A 21440-nucleotide genomic window follows, 5' to 3' on the forward strand; every position below is an offset into this window, starting at 1 on the left:
ATGGCACGGCACTGGACAATCAACGGACGTTTCCTTTCCCAACCGACAACGGGCGTCCAGCGTTATGCGGGAGAGATAGTCCGTTCGCTGGACGCGCTGATCACCGAGCAGGCGCCGCTCACCCGTGGGCTTGAGCTCAGGCTTCACTGCCCACCGGGCAGCTCGGACATCCCGCTCAATTCTATCGAGCGTTGCGAGATCGGCAGTAGGGGTGGGCATCTCTGGGAGCAGACCCGGTTAGCCGCCTCTCTTCACGGCGGCGGGCTACTCAGCCTGTGCAATACCGGGCCGGTTCTGTCGCGCAAGCATATCGTGTGCATCCACGACGCAAATGTCTGGAATGCCCCACAGAGCTATTCACTTGGCTTCAGGACCGCCTATAAAGCCCTGCTGCCATGCCTCGGCAAGATGGCGAGCAGCATTTCGACGGTTTCCAATTTTTCACGGGGCGAACTGGTTCGACGGGGCATCGTCGCACAGCGCAGGGTCTTCGTCGCGCCTAACGGCCATGAACATGCCTTGCTCTGGAAGCCTGAACACTCGGCAGCGACACGATTGGCAGCCTCGCGCGAAACCATCGTCATGATCGGCAGCGCCGCACCCCACAAGAATGTGAATCTCATCCTCGATATGGCAGACCGCCTCGGCAATGTTGGACTGAAGATCGCGGTTGTCGGTATGTCGGATGCGCCCATTTTCAAAACAGGAGGGGTCAGAGCTGATGCCCGAAACGTCCATTGGCTCGGACGCATTTGCGACAACGAGTTGGCTGCGCTGTTGACGGACTCGCTTTGCCTGGCCTTTCCTTCCCTGACAGAAGGCTTTGGTCTTCCGGTTGTCGAAGCGATGACGCTCGGCTGTCCAGTTGTCGTGTCCGAACGCGCCAGCCTGCCAGAGGTCTGCGGGAACGCAGCCCTTTATGCTGCTGCCGACAACCCGCAGGCATGGTTCGATCGTTTCATGGAACTCCACAATTCCGGGACCCTACGCACGCAGTTGATAAGAAAGGGACAAGCCAGAGCCTCGGCATATAGCTGGAGAGCAAGCGCCATGCGCTACCTGCAGGCAATGGCTCTTGCTGACGGTATCGATACACAAGCCAATATCGTCAGGCTGCGTGAACTCACATGATCCCGTGAAGTGCCTGGACCGCTCCCATGGACGCGATCATGGCCCGGTCGAAAGTCTCTTCCGAGAAGCGCTGCGCGTTCTTGGCGCAGGCCTGGGGCGTGATCAAGTGGCTGTGTTCCTCAAAGCGTTTGACCGCGTCCTTGAGGTGCTCAATGGTCTGAGCCTTGAACAGCACCCCCGTCGGCTCGGGATTTGCCCCCAGGCCCCGCGCGATATCGACCGCGCCGCCTCTGCCGAAAGCAATCAGCGGCGTCCCGCACGCCTGCGCTTCTGCGAGCGCGATGCCGAAGTCCTCGCAGCCCGCAAAGACCATCGCCTTCGCCCGGGCAAGCGTATCGATGTATTCCTTGCGAGGAAGGAACCCCGAGAATGTGACGTTCGGACCTGCCAGCGATCGTAAGCTGGCTGACTGCTGTCCTTCGCCGACTATGACCAGGCGTCGCGACGGCATCTCGTTGAAAGCCCGGATCACGAGGTCGGTGCGCTTGTAGGGAGCGAGGAAGGACGCAGAGACGTAGTAGTCGTCCTTAGCCTCGACGCAGGGCAGTTCCTGCAGCGAAACGGGCGGGAAAACAACCCGCGCGTCCCGCCCATAAATGTGCTGTATTCGGGAACGGACATAGTTTGAATTCGCCAGCATTAGGTCCGGACCGTGCGCGGTTCTGGTATCCCACGTCCTCAGACGGTGCAGCATATAGCGGTAGAGTAGTCCCTTCGGACCGAAGCCGAGCTTGCCCTGTTGAAGATAGGAGAATTGCTCGTCCCAGGCATAGCGGACGGGGCTGTGCACATAGCACAGATGCGGCTGATCAGGTCTGGTGATCACGCCCCGGGAGAATGCGGCCGAAGACGAGATCACAGCATCATAGCCGGTCACGTCGAACTGCTCGATCAAAAAAGGGCAAAAGAAGAAGAGCGACCGGTAAAATTTCCGTACCATTGGTATCCGATTGGCCGCAGAGGCGTGAAATTCCACGTCGCGAAAGTATTGCTCTTTTACCTCAGCCGGAAGAAAATCGAACAGTGTGAACACCTCTGCATTGGGAAATTGCTTGCAGATCTGCGCTAGAACTCGTTCGCCGCCTCGGAAATTCGGGCACCAGTCGTGAACGACCGCTATCCTGGTATATCTGTCGAAGCCCGACACCGCAGCAGCCGGGAACTCCTCGATCGGCATTTCGACCTTGGCCGCGATGGCCAGGTCGGAAGAACGTTCATGGAGCATGGCTGTCCCCTCCCCTTTGAGGGCCTTAGTTTCTGTTTTGTCGTAGGACGATCGCAAGTTGTCCGAACGGTCGCGCGCTGCTGCCAGCTAGTATTCCGCCCTACCGCTTATGGTTGTGAGCCGCTTGGAGGAAATACGTCAAAAGCCGGTAGCCGGGGGTAGGCCGCGTTGGTCGAGCCCACTTTTATGCAGGCTGCTTGAGCCCTCGCGTCATCATAGGGTCAGGGAAGCAATGCCTGGAAGAAACATGAAACTCGCGGTAATTATCCCGACCCTGGGCCGCAGCGAGCAAGTTGCTCGCCTGCTAGGATATTTGGGCGCGCAGACAAGACCACCCGACGAGGTCATCTTGTCGGCACCCGACGCCACACACATCCAAGTGCCGGACGGCTGTCCCTTCCCGGTATCGAGCGTTTTCGGTCCGAAAGGATTGGCTGCCCAACGCAACACCGCTCTTGTGCCCTCGTTGGGGCGCTTCGACATCATTACATTCTTCGACGACGATTTCGTCCCGTCCACCCGATACCTGGGGCAGGTCGAGCAGGCTTTTGCTGGAAACGAAGGATGGGCGGTTGTGATGGGCAGGGTGGTCAAGGACGGCGCCAGCAATGCCGGTCTTACCTGGGAGGATGCAGAAGCTGCACTCAAGGAATCGGAAGACCGAACACTGAATGGACCGTGCGTGATCGACCATGTCGGCGCCTACGGATGCAACATGTCGTTCCGTTCCTCGCTGGTTGCCGATCTGCGCTTCGACGAGCGCCTCGTCCTTTATGGCTGGCAGGAGGACATCGACTTCACAAGTCAGATGAGATCCAGAGGTCGGGTTGTGTGCGTGACGTCGATCACGGGCGTTCATCTCGGAATAAAAACGGGACGCGTCAGCGGGAAGCGTTTCGGCTACTCCCAGGTCGCCAACGCGGTCTACTTGGTAAGGAAAGGGACAGTTCCGGCCTCTTTCGCGCTTCCCCTTATGTTCAGGAATATTGCAGCCAACCTCGCAAAGAGCCTTTGGCCCGAGCCATATGTCGACCGAAGGGGCCGTCTGAGCGGTAACGCGCTCGCAATCTTGCACATCGCCATGGGGCGGATTGAACCCGAATACATCCTGAAGATCTGACGACAGGGGACGACAATGCGGAAATGGCTTTCAACAGTGGCAGGTATCTCATGGGCGGCAGCCGCTGCCTGGCCGCTGCCGGCATCAGCCGCGGAGTACGTGCTTGGGCCGCAGGACAAGATCAGGCTCAAGGTCTACGAATGGCGCGCATCGCGTGATGTGATCTTCGAGTGGACGGCTCTCAACGACAGTTTCACTGTCGGTGCCGATGGAACGCTCTTCCTGCCATTTGTTGGGCAGATGCGTGCCGAGGGCTCCGCGCCCGGGGATCTCGCTCACGCCATAGGCGATCGGCTGATGCAGCACATGGGTCTCGGCCGACCCCCGGACGTGGCCGTGGAGATTGCCCAGTACAGGCCGTTCTATATCGTCGGCAACGTCAAGCAATCGGGCGAATTTCCCTACAGGCCCGGACTGACGGTGCTGCAGGCGCTTGGGGTCGCCGGCGGCTTGCCTATGCGCGAGGACGATGTCTCGCGGCTTGGACGGGAGTTCATCACGGGCCAAGGCGATGTCGGGCTGCTGGCTTTAAACAATGTCAGCCTGCTTGCGCGCAAAGCGCGGTTCCAGTCAGAGCTGGCCGGCAGTGACGACATCGCTTTCCCCAGCGAATTGAGGGACAGGGCTTCGAACGCAACCGTGGCGCTGGCAATGGACCAGGAACACAAGATTTTCATTATCCGCAAGGATGCACTCGCGACCCAACTGCGGTCACTCAGAGAACTCAAGGACTTCCTGCAACAGGAGTTGGCCTCGCTCGAGCAACAGCTGACTTTCCATGATAAACAGATCGAACTCATCCAAAAGGAGCTCGCGGGTGTATCGAATCTCGTGCAGAAGGGCCTTGCGGTTGCACCGCGGGAACTTTCTCTGGAGGGGACCGTCGCCCAGATGCAGAGCGACAGGTTGGCGGCCGAGACCTCGATGCTGCGTGTCAGGCAGGAGATGAGCAAGACAGACATAGAAATCCTCAACCTCAACAATCAGCATTCCAGCGAGGTCGCCGAGGGCTTGCGCGAAACACAACAGCAGCTCAACGAGGTCACCAGCAAGTCAGACACCGCAGTGCAGTTGCTGCGCGAGAGCCAAGTTGCGGTGCCCGCTCTGCTGGCCCTAAGGCAAAGTGCCGCGAGGGCTAAGCCGATCTTCACGATTGTGAGGCCGAAAGACAGCGGCACCGAAGAATTTGCTGCCCAGGAGACAACCCTCGTCGAGCCTGGTGACACCGTAAAGGTCGAAATCCCGCTGCCGCAGTCGGGCCTGGACAGCTTACCCGCAGCGGATACAAGCATCCAGGCGGAAACAACTGCTGTTGGAAGCACGAACTGACCAGATCGCGGTGGGGCCGACCACGGCCGTATCCGGCGTCGGTCTGCGATCAACTGGGCTGCCCTCCTGCTGCAGCTCGACGTTGGACGCGCACAGCGGGTCGCGCATGGTCATGGCAGTGGCCATGACCCGAAAAATATGTTGCTCCACAAATACCCCTCCGCGATATCTCAATCAGCATTCCGACGCACCGTCTCCGGCACTTGCCTTGCACTGCGAGGCCGCATATCAGTTTGCGCACGCTGGGCTCATGGCCCCTGACGGAACTCCCTGCCGCGGCACGCCAACTGTTTCTGCTGGTGCCACTGGAGATATCGGTGCTCACAAGTATACTGGCCGTATCGGTGGCAGGGATACTACTGGGGTTACGGTTCAAGGCTGCGGCGCTGCTGGCGGCGACCGCACTGCTGGTGATCGGGACGGTTACCTGGAATGGCCTGGGGCTGCCTGGCTACGTGACCGTTGGCAAATCCCTAATGCTGGTATTTGTCTTGGCGTGCGCCTACCTTGCAGGCTTGTCTCTGGCGCACCGCTGGGATCGAACCGAAAAGTGATCGTTACACCGCGCTCAGGAGGCCCGGTCGACCCGCATGACCGCGACGATGGTCCTGAGCAGGATCACGACGTCGAGCCAGACCGACCAGTTCCGCACATAGTGGCTGTCCAGCGCAACGCGGTTATCATAGTCCATGCTGCTTCTTCCACTCACCTGCCAAAGACCGGTGAGTCCCGGCCTGGCTCCGAGGTACTCCGCCTGATGCTCGCCATAACGCCTCAGTTCGTCGGTGACGATAGGTCTTGGGCCCACGCAACTCATGTCGCCGCGCAGGATGTTGATGAGTTGGGGAAGCTCATCGAGGCTGGACTTGCGAAGCAGTCGCCCCAAGAGCGTAACGCGCGGATCGTTCCTGATCTTATGGGTCTCTTCCCACTCCTTGCGTGCAACGGGGTTGGCATCGAGATACGCGTTCAGAACTTCGTTTGAATTGCGCACCATCGAGCGAAACTTATAGCAATTGAACGACCTTCCGCCGAAGCCGATGCGGCTGTGCGAAAATATTGCCGGACCACCGGTCGTAATCTTGATCAACAGCACTACGAGGATCATGACGGGCGCCGCAAAAACGAGCGTTGCGCCGGCAATGACCAGATCCATGATCCTTTTGAGGAGGCCTCCAGTGGGAGGGTTCGTCGCTCCAGTGATGACCCCCGACAGGTCATTCAACACCGTCCCGGCGCTGACGTAGTCACGCGCGGAAACAACATGCAGGACCGTCCTGCTCTCGACCGCCGCCGGCACACCGGGCTGGCCCCAAAGCGTCCCCCCCTCGTGCGACTGCTTTTCGAAGGCGTTTGTCATGTGACGATCGCTGTTTCTCGTTGTTCCACTTCGACACTCTTCCAAGGACGGAACTTGCCGGCAAGAAATGCAAAGGAGGTAGCGCGATACTCCAACGCCTACCTCCTAATCCTCACGTATGATTGCCCTACGCGCTTTGCCGAGTTCCGAAAGCGCTGCGCTTGGTGGCAACCGGACGGTGCTTGGACGTCATTGCCCGCGCTTTCGTGAGAAGCACGCCAAGTATCGGCGTGTTGGAGGCCTGCAGCGTCCTCACAAGCTCCCGCAGCGTATCGACGTGCGTCTTTCCCCACTCCGCAACGACCACGACGCCATCGAGCACGGATCCAACGATCAGGTCGTCCGCCCCGGATTCGAGCGTTGGCAGGTCAACGATGACTATATCATAAGCGGGCAGCTCGTCGGCTGTCGGATCCTCAGCACCGAGTTGAGAGAGGAAAGCCTGCATGTTTCTGGGCACGAGCAGGCCTTTGGCATCCACCACGGAACTTGAAAGAACGTCGAACCGGCGCCCCAGGGCGCGACTGACGTTGTGTTGAAAAGCATCCTGGCACTCTTTGCCTTCGGCGTGCGAGCGCCCAAGCAGTTGTGTGGTGACGGTCGATCTTCGAACATCGGCGTCGATCACCAATGTCTTTAGACCGGACATGGAATACAGAGTGGCGAGATTGCTGACGACCGAACTCTTCTGACGGTTATTCGACACAGCAGTCAGGCCAAGGAATCTCACCGGATGATTCGTCTGCGCCAAGCTGATTTCGGTTCGCACTTTCCTCAGACCCTGGCTGTATCGCGACCACGGATGCCTGGTCACCTCGTCCACGTTTCCGAATTCCCTGCGCTTGCTCGTGGGCGCCAATTCTCCTACGCACTCTAGTCCCAGATTGTCGCGGATTTGACGGGGCGACCTTATGGTCCAGTCGAATGAATGGCGCGCGAAGGAAAGGCCAATCCCGAGAATGAGCCCTGCGACCCCAGCGAAGGCCAATACCAGCGTCGGTTTTGGAGCGCTTGGAAAAAGCGGTGGTGTCGCGGCCGTGATTACTCTTGCGTCGGCAACTGGGTAGGATTGCTGGCTAACCGAATTGGTGTAAGCCTGCAGAAAGCTCTCATACATTTTTCGGTAGGTGTCGGCGGTCACCTCGAGTTCTTCGAGAGTAGGTTCAGAATTGACGCCGCCACCGGCACTTGAATCACCGCCTACGCTATAGTCGTGTCGAGAGCGGAAGGCCTGTGCCCTAGCCATCGCCTCGTTCATCTGCGCGCGCAGTTGCTGAAGGCGTTTTTCCAACCATGCTCCACCTTCTTTTGCCGACTCGGCCTTGGTGTCGATCTGTTCATGCACGAAGGCGTCGGCCGTTGCATTCGCAATCTTGGCGGCGCCCTCGGGATCGGCGGAGGTGAAGGATATGTCTATCGCGTAGGAGACACCCACCCTTCGAACATCGAGGCCATTGAGGAAAATCAACATGCTAAGGCGTGACTTCTGGTAGTCAGTCAGCTTGGCGATCGACTCCGGAGCGCCTAAACCGATATGCCCCCACAGCGCGTTCAGCCAGTTGCTTTTCTGAAGCCCCACAGCCTGGACAAATATATCTTTGATTTTCCTGAATCTCTCCTGCAAAATTGGGGTCTCGGGGCGATTGAAAGTTGCATCCTCAATCAATTTCAAGCGGCCAATGACCATAGAAGCAATCTTTTCGGATTGCAGCACCGCGATTTGACTTTCTATTTGTGCGGTGTCCAGCGAGAGATTTATTTCGCCGCCCTCCTGAAGGTGCTGGGGCAGCTTCGGTTCGATCAATATCTTGGCGCTAGCCGTGAAAACCGGATCGGTTGTCGAATTGTAGAACCATGCGATCAGGAGTGCCGCCGCAAGGCAGGCCGACAATGTTCCAATGTAATATCTCAAAAACCCGGCTATGTCCGAGAGACCTATGAATTCCTGTCCGGCATTGGCCTGTTGATTGGTTGCCAAGGGCCATTGGCTGGCGAACAAACGGTTCATTCAACGTCTCCGGCGGGCATGAAGGAGAATCCTTCGTGCACGCCGCCCGACACAAGAGCTTCATGGCGTCCGCCCGATGTTCTCATAAGAGCCGAGGCCCCCGCGATCCCAAGCTTTCGAAGAAAGACTACGCCGACGCGGCTGAAGGTAAACGCCACCAATTGGCGTAGACTACGCCCTGGAGGAGTGAAGAATGCGCGGCAGACCAGCCCTTATCTTGGCCAGAAATGACTTCTGCCGTTCCAGCAGCAACTGTCGTGCTCGGTTGGCTGCAAGATCCCGGGCCAGAATATCCAGCTTGGCTGAAAGGCGTTCGCTCTTGTCCCCGTTTTCCGTCGCCTCCAGGCAAAACGCGGCACAATCTGTCATTTGGTTCGAGGCGCCGCGAAGTCGCTCGGATTCCCTTTCGACCTCTGGCTCAATGCCGTCGAGCGCACGTGCCAAGGCTCGGAAGCGCCTATGATCGGCGTTTCTGCGACAAGAGAATCTGAATGGTGTCAGCGGCACTACACAGCCACAATTGAGATTAGCGCTCGATGCGGACCTACTTCCCACGATACTCAACCAGGTTGCCCAGACGAGACATCCTTTCGATCATCGATCCCCACCACCTATTGGATGAGGCCGGACGAACCGGGGGGTAGCGCTACCCGAATTCATGAAGGGGCCATGGCTCGCCAAGATGGTAGGGATGTCGGCGCAATTCGGAGCGATAGCCGTGACCCTGAACATAGTCGGCCATGCCAAGCCGAACACATTCGCGTTCGAGAACAATGCTCTCATCAAAGCCACTGGCTTTCGGGAGTATGATGCTCGGTGGTGGTTTGGCCATCCCGGCTCCGAGAAGGAGCCCGAGCTCAATTTGATGGGCGCCCAAGCGCTGGGCATGGGTCTGGGTACCCTGATCCGGCGAATGGGCGTGGGCCCTGAGATCATCACCGGTCACGATTTCCGCAGCTATTCGATGTCCATAAAGATGGCGTTGGTGTCAGGGCTGATGGCGGCTGGCACACGTGTCAAGGACATCGGCCTGGCGCTTTCGCCGACCGCCTATTTTGCCCAGTTCGCACTCAATGCACCGTCCGTCGCCATGGTAACGGCGTCCCACAATGAGAACGGATGGACCGGAGTGAAGATGGGCGCGCAGAGACCGCTTACATTCGGGCCTGATCAGATGACAGCCCTCAAGGCGCTGGTGCTGAACGGCGACTTCGATCTTGTGGGTGGCGGCGGCTATGAATTCGTTCCCGATTTTCGCGAGAGATACATAGAGGACTTGACTGCCGGAAGGAATGTTCGGCGCAGGCCGCGTGTCGTCGTTGCCTGCGGGAATGGGACTGCGGGCGCATTTGCGCCGCAGGTGCTGGAGACCATCGGCTGTGAGGTGATCCCCCTTGACGTGGAGCTTGATCACACCTTTCCGCGCTACAATCCTAACCCCGAAGACATGCAGATGCTGCATGCGATCCGGGACAAGGTTTTGGAGACCGGGGCCGATTTAGGTGTTGGCTTCGACGGCGACGGCGATCGCTGCGGCGTGGTGGACAATGAAGGATCGGAGATCTTCGCCGACAAGGTCGGCGTCATGCTGGCGCGGGATATTTCCAGCCTGTATCCGCAATGCACCTTTGTCGTGGACGTCAAATCGACTGGGCTTTTCATGACCGATCCCGTTCTTGCGCAAAACGGCGCGCGGACGGATTATTGGAAGACCGGCCATTCCTACATCAAGCGACGGGTTGCCGAGCTTAACGCAATCGCCGGCTTCGAGAAGTCGGGGCACTTCTTCTTCAACCCGCCGATCGGGCGTGGCTATGACGACGGCCTCATCACGGCGATCGCCGTGTGCGAGATGCTCGACCGCAATCCGGGCAGCACGCTGGCCGACCTCTATCGCGCCCTGCCAGTAACCTTCGGCACTCCAACAATGTCGCCTCACTGTCCCGACGAAGTCAAATACGGCGTTGTCAACAAGGTCGTCGGCGACTTCATGCAAATGAAAGGCGACGGGATGGAATTCGCGGGCCAGCCGCTGGCTGATCTGGTTACCGTCAATGGGGTGCGGGTCGTGGCTCAAGACGGCACCTGGGGTCTGGTCAGAGCTTCGTCGAACAAGCCTGAGATTGTTGTCGTCGTCGAAAGCCCCGTGTCGTCGGAGCGTCGTCGCCAGATGTTCGAGGCCATCGACGCCGTCCTGCGCCGCAATCCAGAGGTCGGAGCCTACAACCAGACATTCTGAGAGGAGCTGAACCATGGCACACCACATCGTAAGTTTTGTGATGAGCGGCGGGGTCGGGTCGCGGCTATGGCCGCTTTCGCGCGAAGACAATCCCAAGCAATTCCACGACCTCTCGGGGGACGGTTCCATGCTGGCGAAGACGGTCCGGCGCCTGAAGGCGTGGCCGCACAGCGAAACGCCGATCTATCTGATAGCATCCGAGCGTCATGCTGAACGCGTCATTTCCGACATAACTCCGCTCGGGCTGAACGGCGGAAAACCTATTTTCGAACCGCTGGGCCGCAATACCGCAGCAGCTGTCGCTATCGCGACACTGCAGACGATTGCGGAGCACGGCAAGGACGCGCTTGTGCTCGTGGTCCCCTCGGACCACCAAATATCGACCGAGACGCAGTTCTGGGAGACCGTTGAAGCCGGCATGCCTGCCGCCGACTCAGGAAGCATCGTGGTGTTCGGCATCAAGCCCACTCACCCAGAGACGGGATATGGATACATTGAGGTGGCGGCCAATGGTGACGGCGCGGCCGCGGTTTCACGTTTTGTCGAAAAGCCGAACATCGAGACGGCGCAGAAATATCTATCGTCGGGGAGGTTCTACTGGAATGCGGGTATCTTCCTGTTTCGTGCCGACACAATGCAGAGAGCTCTGATCGAGTTTCAGCCGCAGATATGGGAGGCCGCAGAACGCGCCTTCAAGAACGCCAAGGTGGATGTCTCGGGTCTTTACCTGCCACACGGCTTCTACTCGGCCGTCCCCTCCACATCCATCGACTATGCGGTCATGGAACATGCGCAGGGCATCGCGATGGTGACGGCATCCTTCCGCTGGAACGACCTCGGATCGTGGCAATCGTTGCTGGAGGCCAGCCCCGTTGACGGCAAGGGCAACGTGGTAATGGGCGATGTTGTCGCCATGGACTGCGATAGCTCCTATCTCAGAAGCCAAGGTCGGCTGCTCACAGTCATCGGGATGAAGGATGTGGCGGTGGTAGCAACGCCCGACGCAATATTCGTCGCCCCGGTCGGCCATAGCCAGAATGTGAAGAAGGTCGTCGAGCAACTCGAGAAGAGCGGGCGTCTCGAGACGAAATTCACAGCGTCGGAAGACCGCGTGATTGTCAGCGGGTCATGGCGAAAGCGCGTCGAGCACTGGCTCTTCAACGAGACCCTTCCGCTTTGGTCAAGCGCAGGGGTCGACCATGTGCATGGCGGCTTCCACGAAGCGCTTCGCTTCGATGGGACGCCATTGGGCAAACCCAAGCGGATGCGGACGATGGCCCGCCAGATCTACGCTTTTGCGGTAGCTAAGGAACGTGGCTGGAGCGGGGACGCCGACAAGCTGATTGACCACGGGGTCGACTTTATCTCAAAATACGGCCGCACCGATCGCGGCGGCTGGGTACGCGCCCTCAATCCGAATGGAAGCGTGGCCGACCCCGTGGAGGATTCCTACGACCATTCCTGCGTGCTGCTCGCACTTGCCCATGCCTATCGATGCGGCCACAAGGCTGGCCTTCAGCTTGCACAGGAGACATTTCATTTCATCGACGCTCACCTCGAGGACGGCAGCCTGAATGGCTTCCTTGAGACACCTGGCTGGAATGGAATTCGGTCCTCAAACCCACACATGCACATGCTTGAAGCTTTCCTTGCTTGGTATGCCGCAACCGGCGATCGCGTATATCTGCGCCGAGCGGCTCGCGTCATCGATCTCTTCCGCAGCCATTTCTTCGATCAGGAAAGTTGGACGCTCGGCGAGTATTTTGATGCGGACTGGCTGCCGTTGCCCGGAGACAAGGGGCAGTGGACCGAACCGGGGCACCATTTCGAATGGGCCTCCCTGCTCGTCGACTTCGCACGGGCAAGCGGGCAGAAAGATCTGGCTGCTTATGCGAGAAAACTCTATTCATCGGCGGTCGCCAGCGGATTGAATCGAGCCACAGGGCTGGCGTATGCAGCCGTTTCGCGACAAGGAATGCCTCTCGACAGGCTCTCGCGCAGCTGGCCTCAATGCGAAGCGATCAAGGCGGCGATCGCGTTGGATGATATTGGCGGACCCGATCTGAAACCAGAGATCGAAGCTCGTGTCGCGCGCCTTTTCAGGTGGCATATCGATCCCGCACCGCTTGGCCTGTGGATGGACAGGATCGACGAGCGCGGCAGGTCGCTGGCAACGGAGGTTCCTGCCAGCATCTTCTACCATTTGGTGACAGCGTTAATGCAATATCTCGACAAGACCGAGGGGCAGGTGGAGGCGTTCCCTGTGCCGTCTCTCAAAGACGACAGCGCTGTCGCGAAGCAGAGTTATGGCTAGATAACATCCCGTATCGCGCGACAACGCGGCGGATCTTCTCGAATGTTTTCTCGCCATTTGCCCTGCGGGGTCTTGGACGCCACTGCTACCCCTAATTCGGTATCTTCTTGTATCTGTGTCACCACAGCAAACTGCGATACCGTAGAAGTGCCAAACGAGATGTTCGACCTGCCTCTCGGTCCGTGGCTGTGTAAATGCGTCAAGACGTGGAAATTAGAAACTTTTTGTCCGGGCAGCTGAAGGCGACGATGGCAAAAAAGAAATCGCGGGACCGGCGCAGTGGCGATCTCCTGAAGCTGCTCGCAACAAGGCCTCGGGCCGTTGCGCTTGCGGCGCTGCATGTGAGTGAATCGGTCCTTCTGCAACTGGAAGCATCGGAGTTGTTGTCTCCGTCGGAGATCAGGGGCCTGCTGAGGGACGCGTCGCTGACATTGCGCAACGCCGCCGACCAGGCGGATAATCGGAGTTGTCTCGTTGCCAGTGAGATGGTTGAGTCAATGAGGGAAAATTTTAACAGAAGTAAGTCATAGAATGAAACCAACTCTAACCGGCGTCAATCGAACCCCTAGTCTGATCCGCACCAGATTTCGATTCCACATTGACGTCCGACCGTTCTTTGCCGGGCCTCCAAGCGGCGCCGATCACATGAACTTTTATAGACATGATCCGTTTCATCAAGGTACGTGAGAAATTGGGCTAAGGTGTAGGGATGGCGTCTGCTTCACGTTCTTTTTCGAGAGGAGATGAGCACCGTTCGTCATACGTTGGACTTAACGATGACGACGCCGCTTTGATTAAGACTCTCGGGTTCGCGGCAAAGCGATATCCGGCCGACGCGGTGATCTTCAGCCAAAGTGACAACAAGGATCGAATTTACGTCGTCGAGGCGGGCTGGGGGTGCATATTCCATGAGCTTCCGGACGGTCAACGACAGATACTCGATTTTGCCCTGACCGGCGATGTCGTTCTGCCTCAGTCACACGGAAGCGGCTCTATTGAGACGTTCGTCGCTCAGACTGAACTCTCGTTGCTTGTGGCACCCACCAAGGCCTTGACGCTTGCTGCTATGAAATCGCCTCATCTGTTCTCGTTCATCGTCGGGGCTCTCGTACGAAACGGCGCGGTCATGGCCCAGCACCTCGCCAATGTAGGACGACGCAACGCGTTGGAGCGGACAGCACATTTGCTGCTCGAACTGACAGCGCGTCTGCAACGAGTGGGCGCAGTTGACCGCGACGGTTTCTACTGCCCGCTCACCCAATACGATCTCGCGGACGCTCTTGGCCTTACCCCGATTCATGTCAATCGAATGCTGCGGGAACTTCGCGAGCGGAAGCTCCTCGAATTCCGCCAGGGCCATGTCCGGGTGCTCGATTCTGCGGGCCTGATGAAATTCGCTGGATTCGACGGCGAATACATCAAGAGTTGAACACGAGCGCGTCAGCCCCTCGAAGCCCCGGCATTCAAGTGCCCTTAAGCTTCGTGTCTGTCTCGAAGAACAGCAAGCTCATCTGCCGCTTCATCAATACCCTGAGAGGCGGATCGCTCGAGCCAGATCCGGCCGGCAGCTGGCTCGTACTCACCGGCAACACCTTGGGAAAGGTAGCGGCCCAGCATGAGCTGGGCGTGTCCATGACCTCGCTCAGCGGCGGCGGCGAACCATTTCTGCGCCGCCTTCCGATCCCAAGTAAGCCCCTGCCCGCTCTCGTATAAAGCACCGATGGCAAACATCGCTCCAACATGACCGGTGGCGGCAGCCTGCTTGAAAAGGTGCGCCGCGGCGACCGCCGAGCGCTCTCCTCCACGCCCATTGTAGAGCATTTCGGCCAGAGCCACCTGCGCGTCCACCATGCCAGCATTGGCCGCCCGTTCAAACCAAAGCCTAGCCTGCTTCTGGTCAGGGGGGACACCGCGTCCGGTCTGAAGCATGCGTGCATACATATACTGCGCCTGCGCCATGCTTTCGGCTGCGCGCCTCATCCACTTCGCCGCAAGTTCCTGGTCCTCGTTTACGCCGACCCCCTCGGCAAAACAAAGCCCCAGATTGAAGGCCGCGACCGCGTCTCCTGACGACGCAGGCGCTTCGAACCACTCCGCGACATCGACACCATCAGGAAGGTCGCCGGCGCCTTCCAGGACAAGGTTCGCAAGGTCAACCTGGGATTCGCGATTGCCACCGTTGGCGGCGCCGCGCAGCCAGCGCATTCCTTCTTCGGTGTCCTGAGCCACACCGTTCCCGGAAAGATAAAGCGATGCCAAGGCACGAGCGGCTTCTTGGTGACCAGCTTGAGCGGCGCGCCGATACCACGTCGAGGCTTCCGCATAATCCGGCTGAGGACGCTTCACATACTGTTCGCCGATACGGTAGGCGGCGTCGAGATTTCCGGCCACCGCGGCGCGACGCATCCACGCCTCGCCTGCTGCGGGGTCCTGACCTGACAAGCTGCCTTCGACGAGGGAAAGCCCAAGCCTGAATTGGGCCGAAGCGAGGCCCTTTTCCGCAGCGAGTTGATAAAGCTCAGCAGCCGCCTCGTGATCGACAGGCACTCCCACTCCGTGCTCGGTGAGGGCCGCAAGAAGGTAGATGGCCGTCGGCAGACCTGCATCGGCCGCGCGCCGCAGCGCCTCGGCAATTCTAGTTCTGTGCTCCGGTTGCTTGCGACGGGCAAGGGACAGAGCGAGGCCAAGGCACCCTTCTGGACAACCGGCCGCCGCGGACTTCTCGTACCAGCCATGGGCGGCATCGAGGTCGCGCATGGACATTGGGCCTTTGCTCAGAATATAGCCAAGTATGGCCTGCCCTGTTGCGGAGCCGGCGTCGGCAGCTTTTTGAGCGAACGGAAGCGCTGTCTCGAAATCCGGCTTTCGTGAAGACTGCGACTTGAACAGGCTTTCTGAACTGCTGGTTCCTGTGTTTTCCTCGTGTTCGGCCAGCCCGGTGCTGTAAAGCGCGGCAAGGAGCGCCTGCGCATCGACGTTCCCATGGTCAGCAGCCCGCCGCAGCCAGCGCGTCCCTTCCAATCGGCTTGGCGGCACCCCAGAGCCCTCAAGATAGCAGCGCGCAACGCGGCATTCCGCTTCCGGAACTCCGGCACGAGCAGCGGTTGCCATCAGAGGAAACGCCTCGGCGGCTCTGCCCTGTTCAGCAAGTCGGGTTGCCCTGCGCAGCGCCAGCGCCGGGTGGATGCGTCCGGCCAACCGGTCCATCAATGCCATTTATGGCTCCCGCATCGCTTCCTGACCGATCGGCAGCATCGTGCCGAGGATGTATTTGAGCACCGTGCGGCGGCCCACCTTCACATCAGCTGTAACCGGCATGCCGGGGCTGATCGCGAAGCCGGCGGGCACGCCATGAAGGGCGACGTCGTCGATTGAAATGCGCGTGCGGTAGAACTGGTCGGCATCCGAGGGCAGCATGGCCAAGGAGCTGTTCGGGTCGCGCACCTGATCCCTGGCGGAAAAGGAGTCCGGGCTGACCGAGCGTACGGTGCCGTGAGCCAGGCCGTATTGCGAATAGGGGAAGGTATCGAATTTGATTGCTACGGGATCACCGACGTGAACGAAGCCGCTGCTGCGGCCGATAATATTCGTCTCCACCTCGAGTACTGCGTCAGCTGGGACCAGGGTGATCAACCGCTCTCCAGATTGGAGAACCGAACCCACGGAAACTTTGGCCACAGATTGAACAGTAGCGTCGGCCTCGCTCCTGAGCTCGACCAACTGTTTGCGCAGCTGGGCCTTGTTGAGGAGCTCGCGGGCGTCGGATATGCGCGAATTGGCTTCCGACAGGCTCTGCGAAACGTCTGCGCGCCAACTCTGGATGAAGCCGTCACGCTCGGCCGCAACCCCCGCCTGCTGGCGCTTAGCAGCCTCGGATGTCTGTTCGGCGTTGGTAAGAGCTCGCGACATTTCAGCTGTGTTGTCCTCGGCAAGGAGCGTATTGAGACGGCTTCCGACCTGTCTCACTTCGAGTTTTTTGCGCATTTGCTCAATCGACCCCGCGACGGCCAATCGCTGCCGATAGCCATCGGCATCGGACTGGGAGCGAGAGATGACCGAACTGAGTTGGTCACCCTGTTGATCGAAGCTCTCCAGCTTGGCGTCATAGACCGCTTTGCGACGATCGAAGATCGAGGCCTGCAGTGTCCAACTCGGATCCAGGCCGTCATAGGTGAATGACTTTCCGTCGGCCTCGGCCTTCAGGCGAGCCACCTCGGCATCGAGGGTCGTGACTTGGGCGGCCAATGCGGTGAGATCGGCAGAGGCAAAAGTAGCGTCGAGGCGAGCAAGCACCTGGCCGGCCTTCACCTGCTGTCCTTCGCGTACCTCGATAGAGCGGACGATGGCCGTCTCGAGCGGCTGGACGACGATGTTTGGCGACTGTGCCATCACCAGGCCCCTCGTCGTGACCACCTGGTCAACCGGTATCAGAGCTGCGAGCATTATCAGCGCGACGACCAGGCTAAATACGACCCAGACGATGCTACGAGCCACTCGCGGAACCGGCGCATTGGCGACGGCTGTCGATGGCCATTGGAATTCGAGAATGGCCGCCGCCGTCGGATCGCTGGCCTTTGCCCGATGGCGGCGAGCAGCAATTGGCGCATAGGTAGCGGCGCTCATGGCCGGCTCACATCAGCGGATGGCACCGCCGCCAATCGGCCACGCCGGTCTTCCAGGTGCCGATTCTGCTGAAGCCAAAGCTGGCGGTAAACGCCACACCGCTCCAGTAGGACGGAATGCGGCGCGACATCGAGAACCTTGCCCTGATCGACGACGAGGATCTGGTCGCACTCCGTCAGCGATGCCAGCCGGTGGGAGACGATGATCATCGTTCGCCCGCTGGCGATACGCATGAGGTTGTCGCTGACCACCGCTTCACTCTCGGGATCGAGCGCGCTTGTCGCTTCGTCCAGTATCAGGATGGTCGGGTTGTGAATGAGGGCGCGGGCTATTGCCAACCGCTGCCGTTGCCCGCCCGACAGATTGGGCGAGCCTTCCTCAATGTAGGTATCGTAGCCATTCGGCATGCGTTCGATGAACTCAGCCGCGCCGGCAAGGTGAGCAGCACGCATGGCATCCGAAAGGGTCAAGCCCTGACGTCCCGCGATGATGTTGTCCCTTATCGAACCGCGGAAAAGGAAATTGTCCTGAAGCACAACACCTAGGCCCTGGCGCAGGTGGCGCAGGTTGATTTCCTTGAGGTCAACCCCGTCCAGCTTGAGGAACCCGCTGTAGTCGCGGTTGATGCCTTGCAGGAGGCGCGCGATGGTCGATTTTCCAGACCCGCTGCGCCCGACGATGCCGAACATCGAGCCAGACGGAATGTCGAAGCTGACCCGGTCGAGCGCCGGCGTCTTGGTCCCCACGTAAGTGAAGGTCAGGTCGCTGAATTTGATTTCGCCGACGAGTTTTGGTCTTAGGCCAATGGACTTGGAACTGCTTTCCAATGGGCGGTTGAGCACTGACGCAGCCTCGCCGACGGCAGCGCCGACCTCTTCATAGTCCTCAACCAGCTTTGCAAGGCCGACAAGCGGTTGCGCGACGCGCTGGGCGATCATCATGAAGGCGAACAGGCTGCCGACCATGTAACCGGTACTGTCGTTCATGGCGAGATATGCTCCGATCAGCATGGTGCCAAGCACCATGGTGCGCTCAACCGGCGTGACTAGGGTCTGCGGCCAATTTGCGAGTTGCCCGAAAGCGAGGCGCGCCTTGCCCGCGTCCGCCACGCGTTCGTCCCAGAGCGCCTTGCGTTGCGGTTCGAGACCAAGCGCCTTTACCGTCTTGATGCCGACGACGGTCTCGCTAAGCGCCGCCGACTTCCAGGTCTCGGCATCCACCACGCGCTGGTAGCTGGCCCGCAGCGGCGTAAGGAAAGCGAGGATGATCAGCATGATCAAGACGGCGCAGCCGAGCACCATCCAGGCGAGTGTCGCATTGATGTAGAACATGACCGGGATAAGCACGCAGAGCGTCATCAGGTCCAGGAAAGTGCTGAGCAATTTGCCCGTGAGGAATTCGCGAATGCGGTAGACCTGCGCCAGATGGTACAGTGTCTCGCCGGCTGGATGGCGCTCGAAGTAATCAAGTGGCAGGCGCAACAGCCGGCCGAAGACATACAGGTTCAGCTTGGTGTCGAGACGAGCACCGACCACGTTGATGATCAACCGTCGCGCGTGACCGAGCAGCGTCTCGTAAGCGAATACGACGGCTATCACCGCACTGAGAAACACCAGGGTCGAGATACTGTTGAACTGCAGCACCTTGTTGACCACCGTCATGACAATGAGCGGAGGCAGAATGGTCAAGATGCTGAGTGTGAACGATGCGATGCCAATGTCGCGCATCGGCCTGCTCTCGAGCCGCACAAGATCTACGAGCCAGCGGAAGGTGAAAGGCGCGTCAGCGGCGACGAGGGACCGCTGAGGACGCAGCAGCACCGCCTCACCCGACCAGACCCGCGACAACCTCAACTCGTCGATCGCAATCGCCTCGGCTCCATCCGGCGCATCGACGCTCTTCAGGAAAATGAGATTGCGTTCGGCGCTGGCACCGGTAAGCAGGCCAGCACGCCCATCGCTAAACAGCAGAACCACCGGTCCGGTTTGTTCGAAGCGCAGGAGATGCGACCAGCGGACGCGAATCGCGCGCGCCCACATCCCACCGCTCTGCGCCCATTGAGAAAGCTCGGCGGCAGTTGGAATGGTGCCTTCGTTCGCGGCCCTGAATTCGTTGGGGTCAAGCTCGATACCATGATACCGGGCGACCCTGATCATCGCCCTGAGGCGCGGGGCAATCTGACCGAATTCGTCGCGGCCGCCTGGAATCTGACGTGCTTTATCCTCGCTCGGATACCTTCCCGCCGTGTCTGCCCGCGCGTCGAGATGACGCGCGCTCGGCTTGGGGCCCAGGCTGAGATGTGCACTCACCTCGCATTGCTCCTGTGAGCCGAAAGCGAGAGTTCGAGAACCCTCCCTGCATGTTGTTGCACCCTGGACTTGCGACAAAATCCGCCATTTATGGACGAGGCACGCGGTATGAGCCAATCGACATCGCGAGAAGGGCGCACGCGCGGGCATTGCTTTTCAGCAAGGTCCGCGCGCACCGTTTTCAACCGACACTCAGTCATGTGGTTTCAGGATATTGTTCAGAGCCTTTTTCATCGTGTCGTCGGTCTGAATATACCCGGAACTCTGCTTGTCTGACGTCAGGTCCAATGTCGAACCGGACGGTTTGTTCTGGGCCTGACCGAAACCCGCGACGTTACTGAGCAAGTTCAAGAGGTCTGCCGCCACCGAAAGAATGGCGAGACTGATGAGTTGCTTGAACAAGCCTTGGCTATCCGCAGGGCTGCTGGACTGCATCAACTGCTTGATGTCTTTCAATCCAAGCGTATCGGTCGAGATGCTGCCCCCCTGGCTGCTTGTCGACCCGTGCCCACCGTTGCTATGTCCGCCATCAGCACTGTCATGGCGACCGCGACCGTTGCTACCGCGGTCATTGTCATGGCGGTTTCCATTGCCATTGCGGCCATCGTCATGGTGGCTGCCGTTGCGTTGGTCATGGTCATGACGGTTGCCGTGGTGGCGATGGTCATGATCGTCGCCGTTGTGGTCATGGTGATGGTCGCCTGGACCAGTAGCACCGGTGTGCCCTGTAGCTCCGGTGGAACCCGTTGCACCCGTATGTCCGGTCGCCCCGGTAGAGCCTGTAGCCCCGGTAGAGCCCGTGGCGCCGGTGGACCCAGTTGCTCCAGTCGAGCCGGTCGCACCTGTTGCTCCGGTGGAGCCAGTAGCCCCGGTAGAGCCCGTGGCGCCGGTGGACCCGGTTGCTCCAGTCGAGCCGGTCGCACCTGCTGCTCCGGTGGAGCCTGTATCCCCCGTAGCCCCAGTGGCGCCAGCAGCACCCGTGTCACCTGTCGCTCCAGAGGCACCAGTCGCTCCGGTTTCGCCGGTCGCACCCGTAGCTCCAGTGCCTCCTGTAACGCCGGTCGCACCCGTTGCGCCAGTCGCTCCGGTATCACCTGTGGCGCCAGTTGCACCAGTTGCTCCGGTGTCGCCCGTGGCCCCGGTCGCACCCGTGCCACCAGTCGCTCCAGAAGCACCAATTGCTCCTGTATCGCCAGTCGCCCCCGTAGCTCCAGTGCCGCCTGTAGCGCCGGTGGCACCCGTTTCGCCAGTCGTTCCGGTATCGCCCGTGGCGCCAGTCGCACCAGGGTCACCAGTCGCTCCAGAAGCACCAATTGCTCCTGTATCGCCGGTCGCGCCCGTAGCTCCAGTGCCGCCTGTAGCGCCGGTGGCACCCGTTGCGCCAGTCGTTCCGGTAGTGCCTGTGGCACCAGTTGCACCAGGTTCACCAGTCGCTCCGGTATCACCCATAGCGCCGGTCGCACCGGTTGCGCCGGCAGCTCCGGTGGCTCCAGTCGCACCAGAAGCGCCGGTGTCACCTGTGGCACCCGTAGCTCCAGCTGCTCCAGTATTGCCTGTGGCGCCGGTTGCACCCGTTGCGCCAGTCGCACCGGCAGCTCCGGTATCGCCAGTTGCACCGGCAGCTCCGGTGTCACCTGTGGCACCCGTAGCTCCAGTTGCTCCAGTAGTGCCTGTGGCACCCGTTGCACCAGGATCACCAGTCGCCCCAGTGTCACCCATAGCGCCGGTTGCACCCGTTGCGCCAGTCGCACCGGCAGCTCCGGTATCGCCCGTCGCACCGGC

Annotated in this window: 16 protein-coding genes; 7 read left to right on the forward strand and 9 right to left on the reverse strand. The window is 59.8% G+C overall.

The features are described from left to right. Positions 1-1131: a glycosyltransferase family 1 protein gene (locus tag FJ948_RS26540; protein WP_140709688.1), complete on the forward strand. Its 1131-nt coding sequence runs from the start codon at positions 1-3 to the stop codon at positions 1129-1131. On the opposite strand, the gene FJ948_RS26545 is transcribed toward FJ948_RS26540, so the two are convergent. Continuing rightward, on the reverse strand, positions 1124-2308 hold the full coding sequence (locus FJ948_RS26545) for a glycosyltransferase (RefSeq protein WP_224542861.1): 1185 nt from the start codon (positions 2306-2308) through the stop codon (positions 1124-1126). The two genes, FJ948_RS26540 and FJ948_RS26545, sit on opposite strands and share 8 nt — an antisense overlap. Positions 2309-2603: 295 nt before the next feature. Between FJ948_RS26545 and FJ948_RS26550 the strand changes: the two genes are divergently transcribed. The 3 genes from FJ948_RS26550 (at position 2604) to FJ948_RS26560 (ending at position 5359) form a co-directional block, all read left to right on the forward strand. Further along, on the forward strand, positions 2604-3476 hold the full coding sequence (locus FJ948_RS26550) for a glycosyltransferase (RefSeq protein WP_140709691.1): 873 nt from the start codon (positions 2604-2606) through the stop codon (positions 3474-3476). Positions 3477-3491: 15 nt separating this feature from the next. After that, positions 3492-4805 carry a polysaccharide biosynthesis/export family protein gene (locus tag FJ948_RS26555; protein WP_140709693.1) on the forward strand — a complete coding sequence of 438 codons (1314 nt, stop codon included), beginning with the start codon at positions 3492-3494 and terminating at the stop codon, positions 4803-4805. A 317-nt stretch (positions 4806-5122) separates the two neighbouring features. Then, positions 5123-5359 carry a hypothetical protein gene (locus tag FJ948_RS26560; RefSeq protein WP_140709695.1) on the forward strand — a complete coding sequence of 79 codons (237 nt, stop codon included), beginning with the start codon at positions 5123-5125 and terminating at the stop codon, positions 5357-5359. Positions 5360-5373: 14 nt separating this feature from the next. Here FJ948_RS26560 and FJ948_RS26565 read toward each other — a convergent pair whose 3' ends face one another. The 3 genes from FJ948_RS26565 to FJ948_RS26575 form a co-directional block, all read right to left on the reverse strand. Next, the gene (locus FJ948_RS26565) at positions 5374-6165 is read right to left on the reverse strand and encodes a sugar transferase (protein ID WP_224542855.1); all 792 of its coding nucleotides are present in this window, start codon (positions 6163-6165) and stop codon (positions 5374-5376) included. Between the two features lie 127 nt (positions 6166-6292). Beyond that, on the reverse strand, positions 6293-8173 hold the full coding sequence (locus FJ948_RS26570) for a GNVR domain-containing protein (protein ID WP_140709696.1): 1881 nt from the start codon (positions 8171-8173) through the stop codon (positions 6293-6295). A 171-nt stretch (positions 8174-8344) separates the two neighbouring features. After that, positions 8345-8617, reverse strand: coding sequence for a hypothetical protein (locus tag FJ948_RS26575; protein WP_140709698.1), 273 nt, complete (start codon positions 8615-8617; stop codon positions 8345-8347). Between the two features lie 247 nt (positions 8618-8864). Here FJ948_RS26575 and FJ948_RS26580 point away from each other — a divergent pair, with 247 nt between their 5' ends. The 3 genes from FJ948_RS26580 to FJ948_RS26590 all read left to right on the forward strand — a co-directional run bounded on the left by FJ948_RS26580 (position 8865) and on the right by FJ948_RS26590 (position 14155). Then, positions 8865-10412 carry a phosphomannomutase/phosphoglucomutase gene (locus FJ948_RS26580; protein WP_181173845.1) on the forward strand — a complete coding sequence of 516 codons (1548 nt, stop codon included), beginning with the start codon at positions 8865-8867 and terminating at the stop codon, positions 10410-10412. Positions 10413-10425: 13 nt separating this feature from the next. Then, entirely contained in the window at positions 10426-12726 is a 2301-nt protein-coding gene (locus FJ948_RS26585; protein ID WP_140709702.1) for a mannose-1-phosphate guanylyltransferase/mannose-6-phosphate isomerase, read from the forward strand. A 790-nt stretch (positions 12727-13516) separates the two neighbouring features. Continuing rightward, positions 13517-14155: a Crp/Fnr family transcriptional regulator gene (locus FJ948_RS26590; RefSeq protein WP_224542854.1), complete on the forward strand. Its 639-nt coding sequence runs from the start codon at positions 13517-13519 to the stop codon at positions 14153-14155. Between the two features lie 44 nt (positions 14156-14199). On the opposite strand, the gene FJ948_RS26595 is transcribed toward FJ948_RS26590, so the two are convergent. The 5 genes from FJ948_RS26595 to FJ948_RS30815 form a co-directional block, all read right to left on the reverse strand. Further along, a complete protein-coding gene (locus FJ948_RS26595; RefSeq protein WP_140709706.1) occupies positions 14200-15942 on the reverse strand; it encodes an SEL1-like repeat protein in 1743 nt (580 codons plus the stop codon). Further along, positions 15943-17349 (reverse strand): HlyD family type I secretion periplasmic adaptor subunit, encoded by a 1407-nt coding sequence (locus FJ948_RS26600; protein WP_140709707.1) that lies wholly within the window; start codon positions 17347-17349, stop codon positions 15943-15945. After that, a complete protein-coding gene (locus FJ948_RS26605) occupies positions 17346-19658 on the reverse strand; it encodes a peptidase domain-containing ABC transporter (protein ID WP_224542851.1) in 2313 nt (770 codons plus the stop codon). The genes FJ948_RS26600 and FJ948_RS26605 overlap by 4 nt, the downstream gene beginning before the upstream one ends. 192 nt (positions 19659-19850) lie before the next feature. Continuing rightward, positions 19851-20114: a hypothetical protein gene (locus tag FJ948_RS30810; RefSeq protein WP_224542850.1), complete on the reverse strand. Its 264-nt coding sequence runs from the start codon at positions 20112-20114 to the stop codon at positions 19851-19853. Further along, positions 20111-20347, reverse strand: a complete 237-nt coding sequence (locus FJ948_RS30815) for a hypothetical protein (RefSeq protein ID WP_246677636.1) — start codon at positions 20345-20347, stop codon at positions 20111-20113. Before FJ948_RS30815 ends, FJ948_RS30810 begins: the two co-directional genes overlap by 4 nt. Positions 20348-21440: the final 1093 nt, after the last annotated feature.

This window comes from Mesorhizobium sp. B2-3-12 (genome assembly GCF_006442205.1).
Lineage (GTDB): Bacteria > Pseudomonadota > Alphaproteobacteria > Rhizobiales > Rhizobiaceae > Mesorhizobium.

Coding starts and splice junctions, on each gene's coding strand:
- FJ948_RS26540 (WP_140709688.1), top strand. CDS start 1: ATGGCACGGCACTGGACAATCAACGGACGTTTCCTTTCCCAACCGACA.
- FJ948_RS26545 (WP_224542861.1), bottom strand. CDS start 2,308: ATGCCGATCGAGGAGTTCCCGGCTGCTGCGGTGTCGGGCTTCGACAGA.
- FJ948_RS26550 (WP_140709691.1), top strand. CDS start 2,604: ATGAAACTCGCGGTAATTATCCCGACCCTGGGCCGCAGCGAGCAAGTT.
- FJ948_RS26555 (WP_140709693.1), top strand. CDS start 3,492: ATGCGGAAATGGCTTTCAACAGTGGCAGGTATCTCATGGGCGGCAGCC.
- FJ948_RS26565 (WP_224542855.1), bottom strand. CDS start 6,165: ATGACAAACGCCTTCGAAAAGCAGTCGCACGAGGGGGGGACGCTTTGG.
- FJ948_RS26570 (WP_140709696.1), bottom strand. CDS start 8,173: ATGAACCGTTTGTTCGCCAGCCAATGGCCCTTGGCAACCAATCAACAG.
- FJ948_RS26580 (WP_181173845.1), top strand. CDS start 8,865: ATGTCGGCGCAATTCGGAGCGATAGCCGTGACCCTGAACATAGTCGGC.
- FJ948_RS26585 (WP_140709702.1), top strand. CDS start 10,426: ATGGCACACCACATCGTAAGTTTTGTGATGAGCGGCGGGGTCGGGTCG.
- FJ948_RS26595 (WP_140709706.1), bottom strand. CDS start 15,942: ATGGCATTGATGGACCGGTTGGCCGGACGCATCCACCCGGCGCTGGCG.
- FJ948_RS26600 (WP_140709707.1), bottom strand. CDS start 17,349: ATGAGCGCCGCTACCTATGCGCCAATTGCTGCTCGCCGCCATCGGGCA.
- FJ948_RS30815 (WP_246677636.1), bottom strand. CDS start 20,347: ATGACCACAACGGCGACGATCATGACCATCGCCACCACGGCAACCGTC.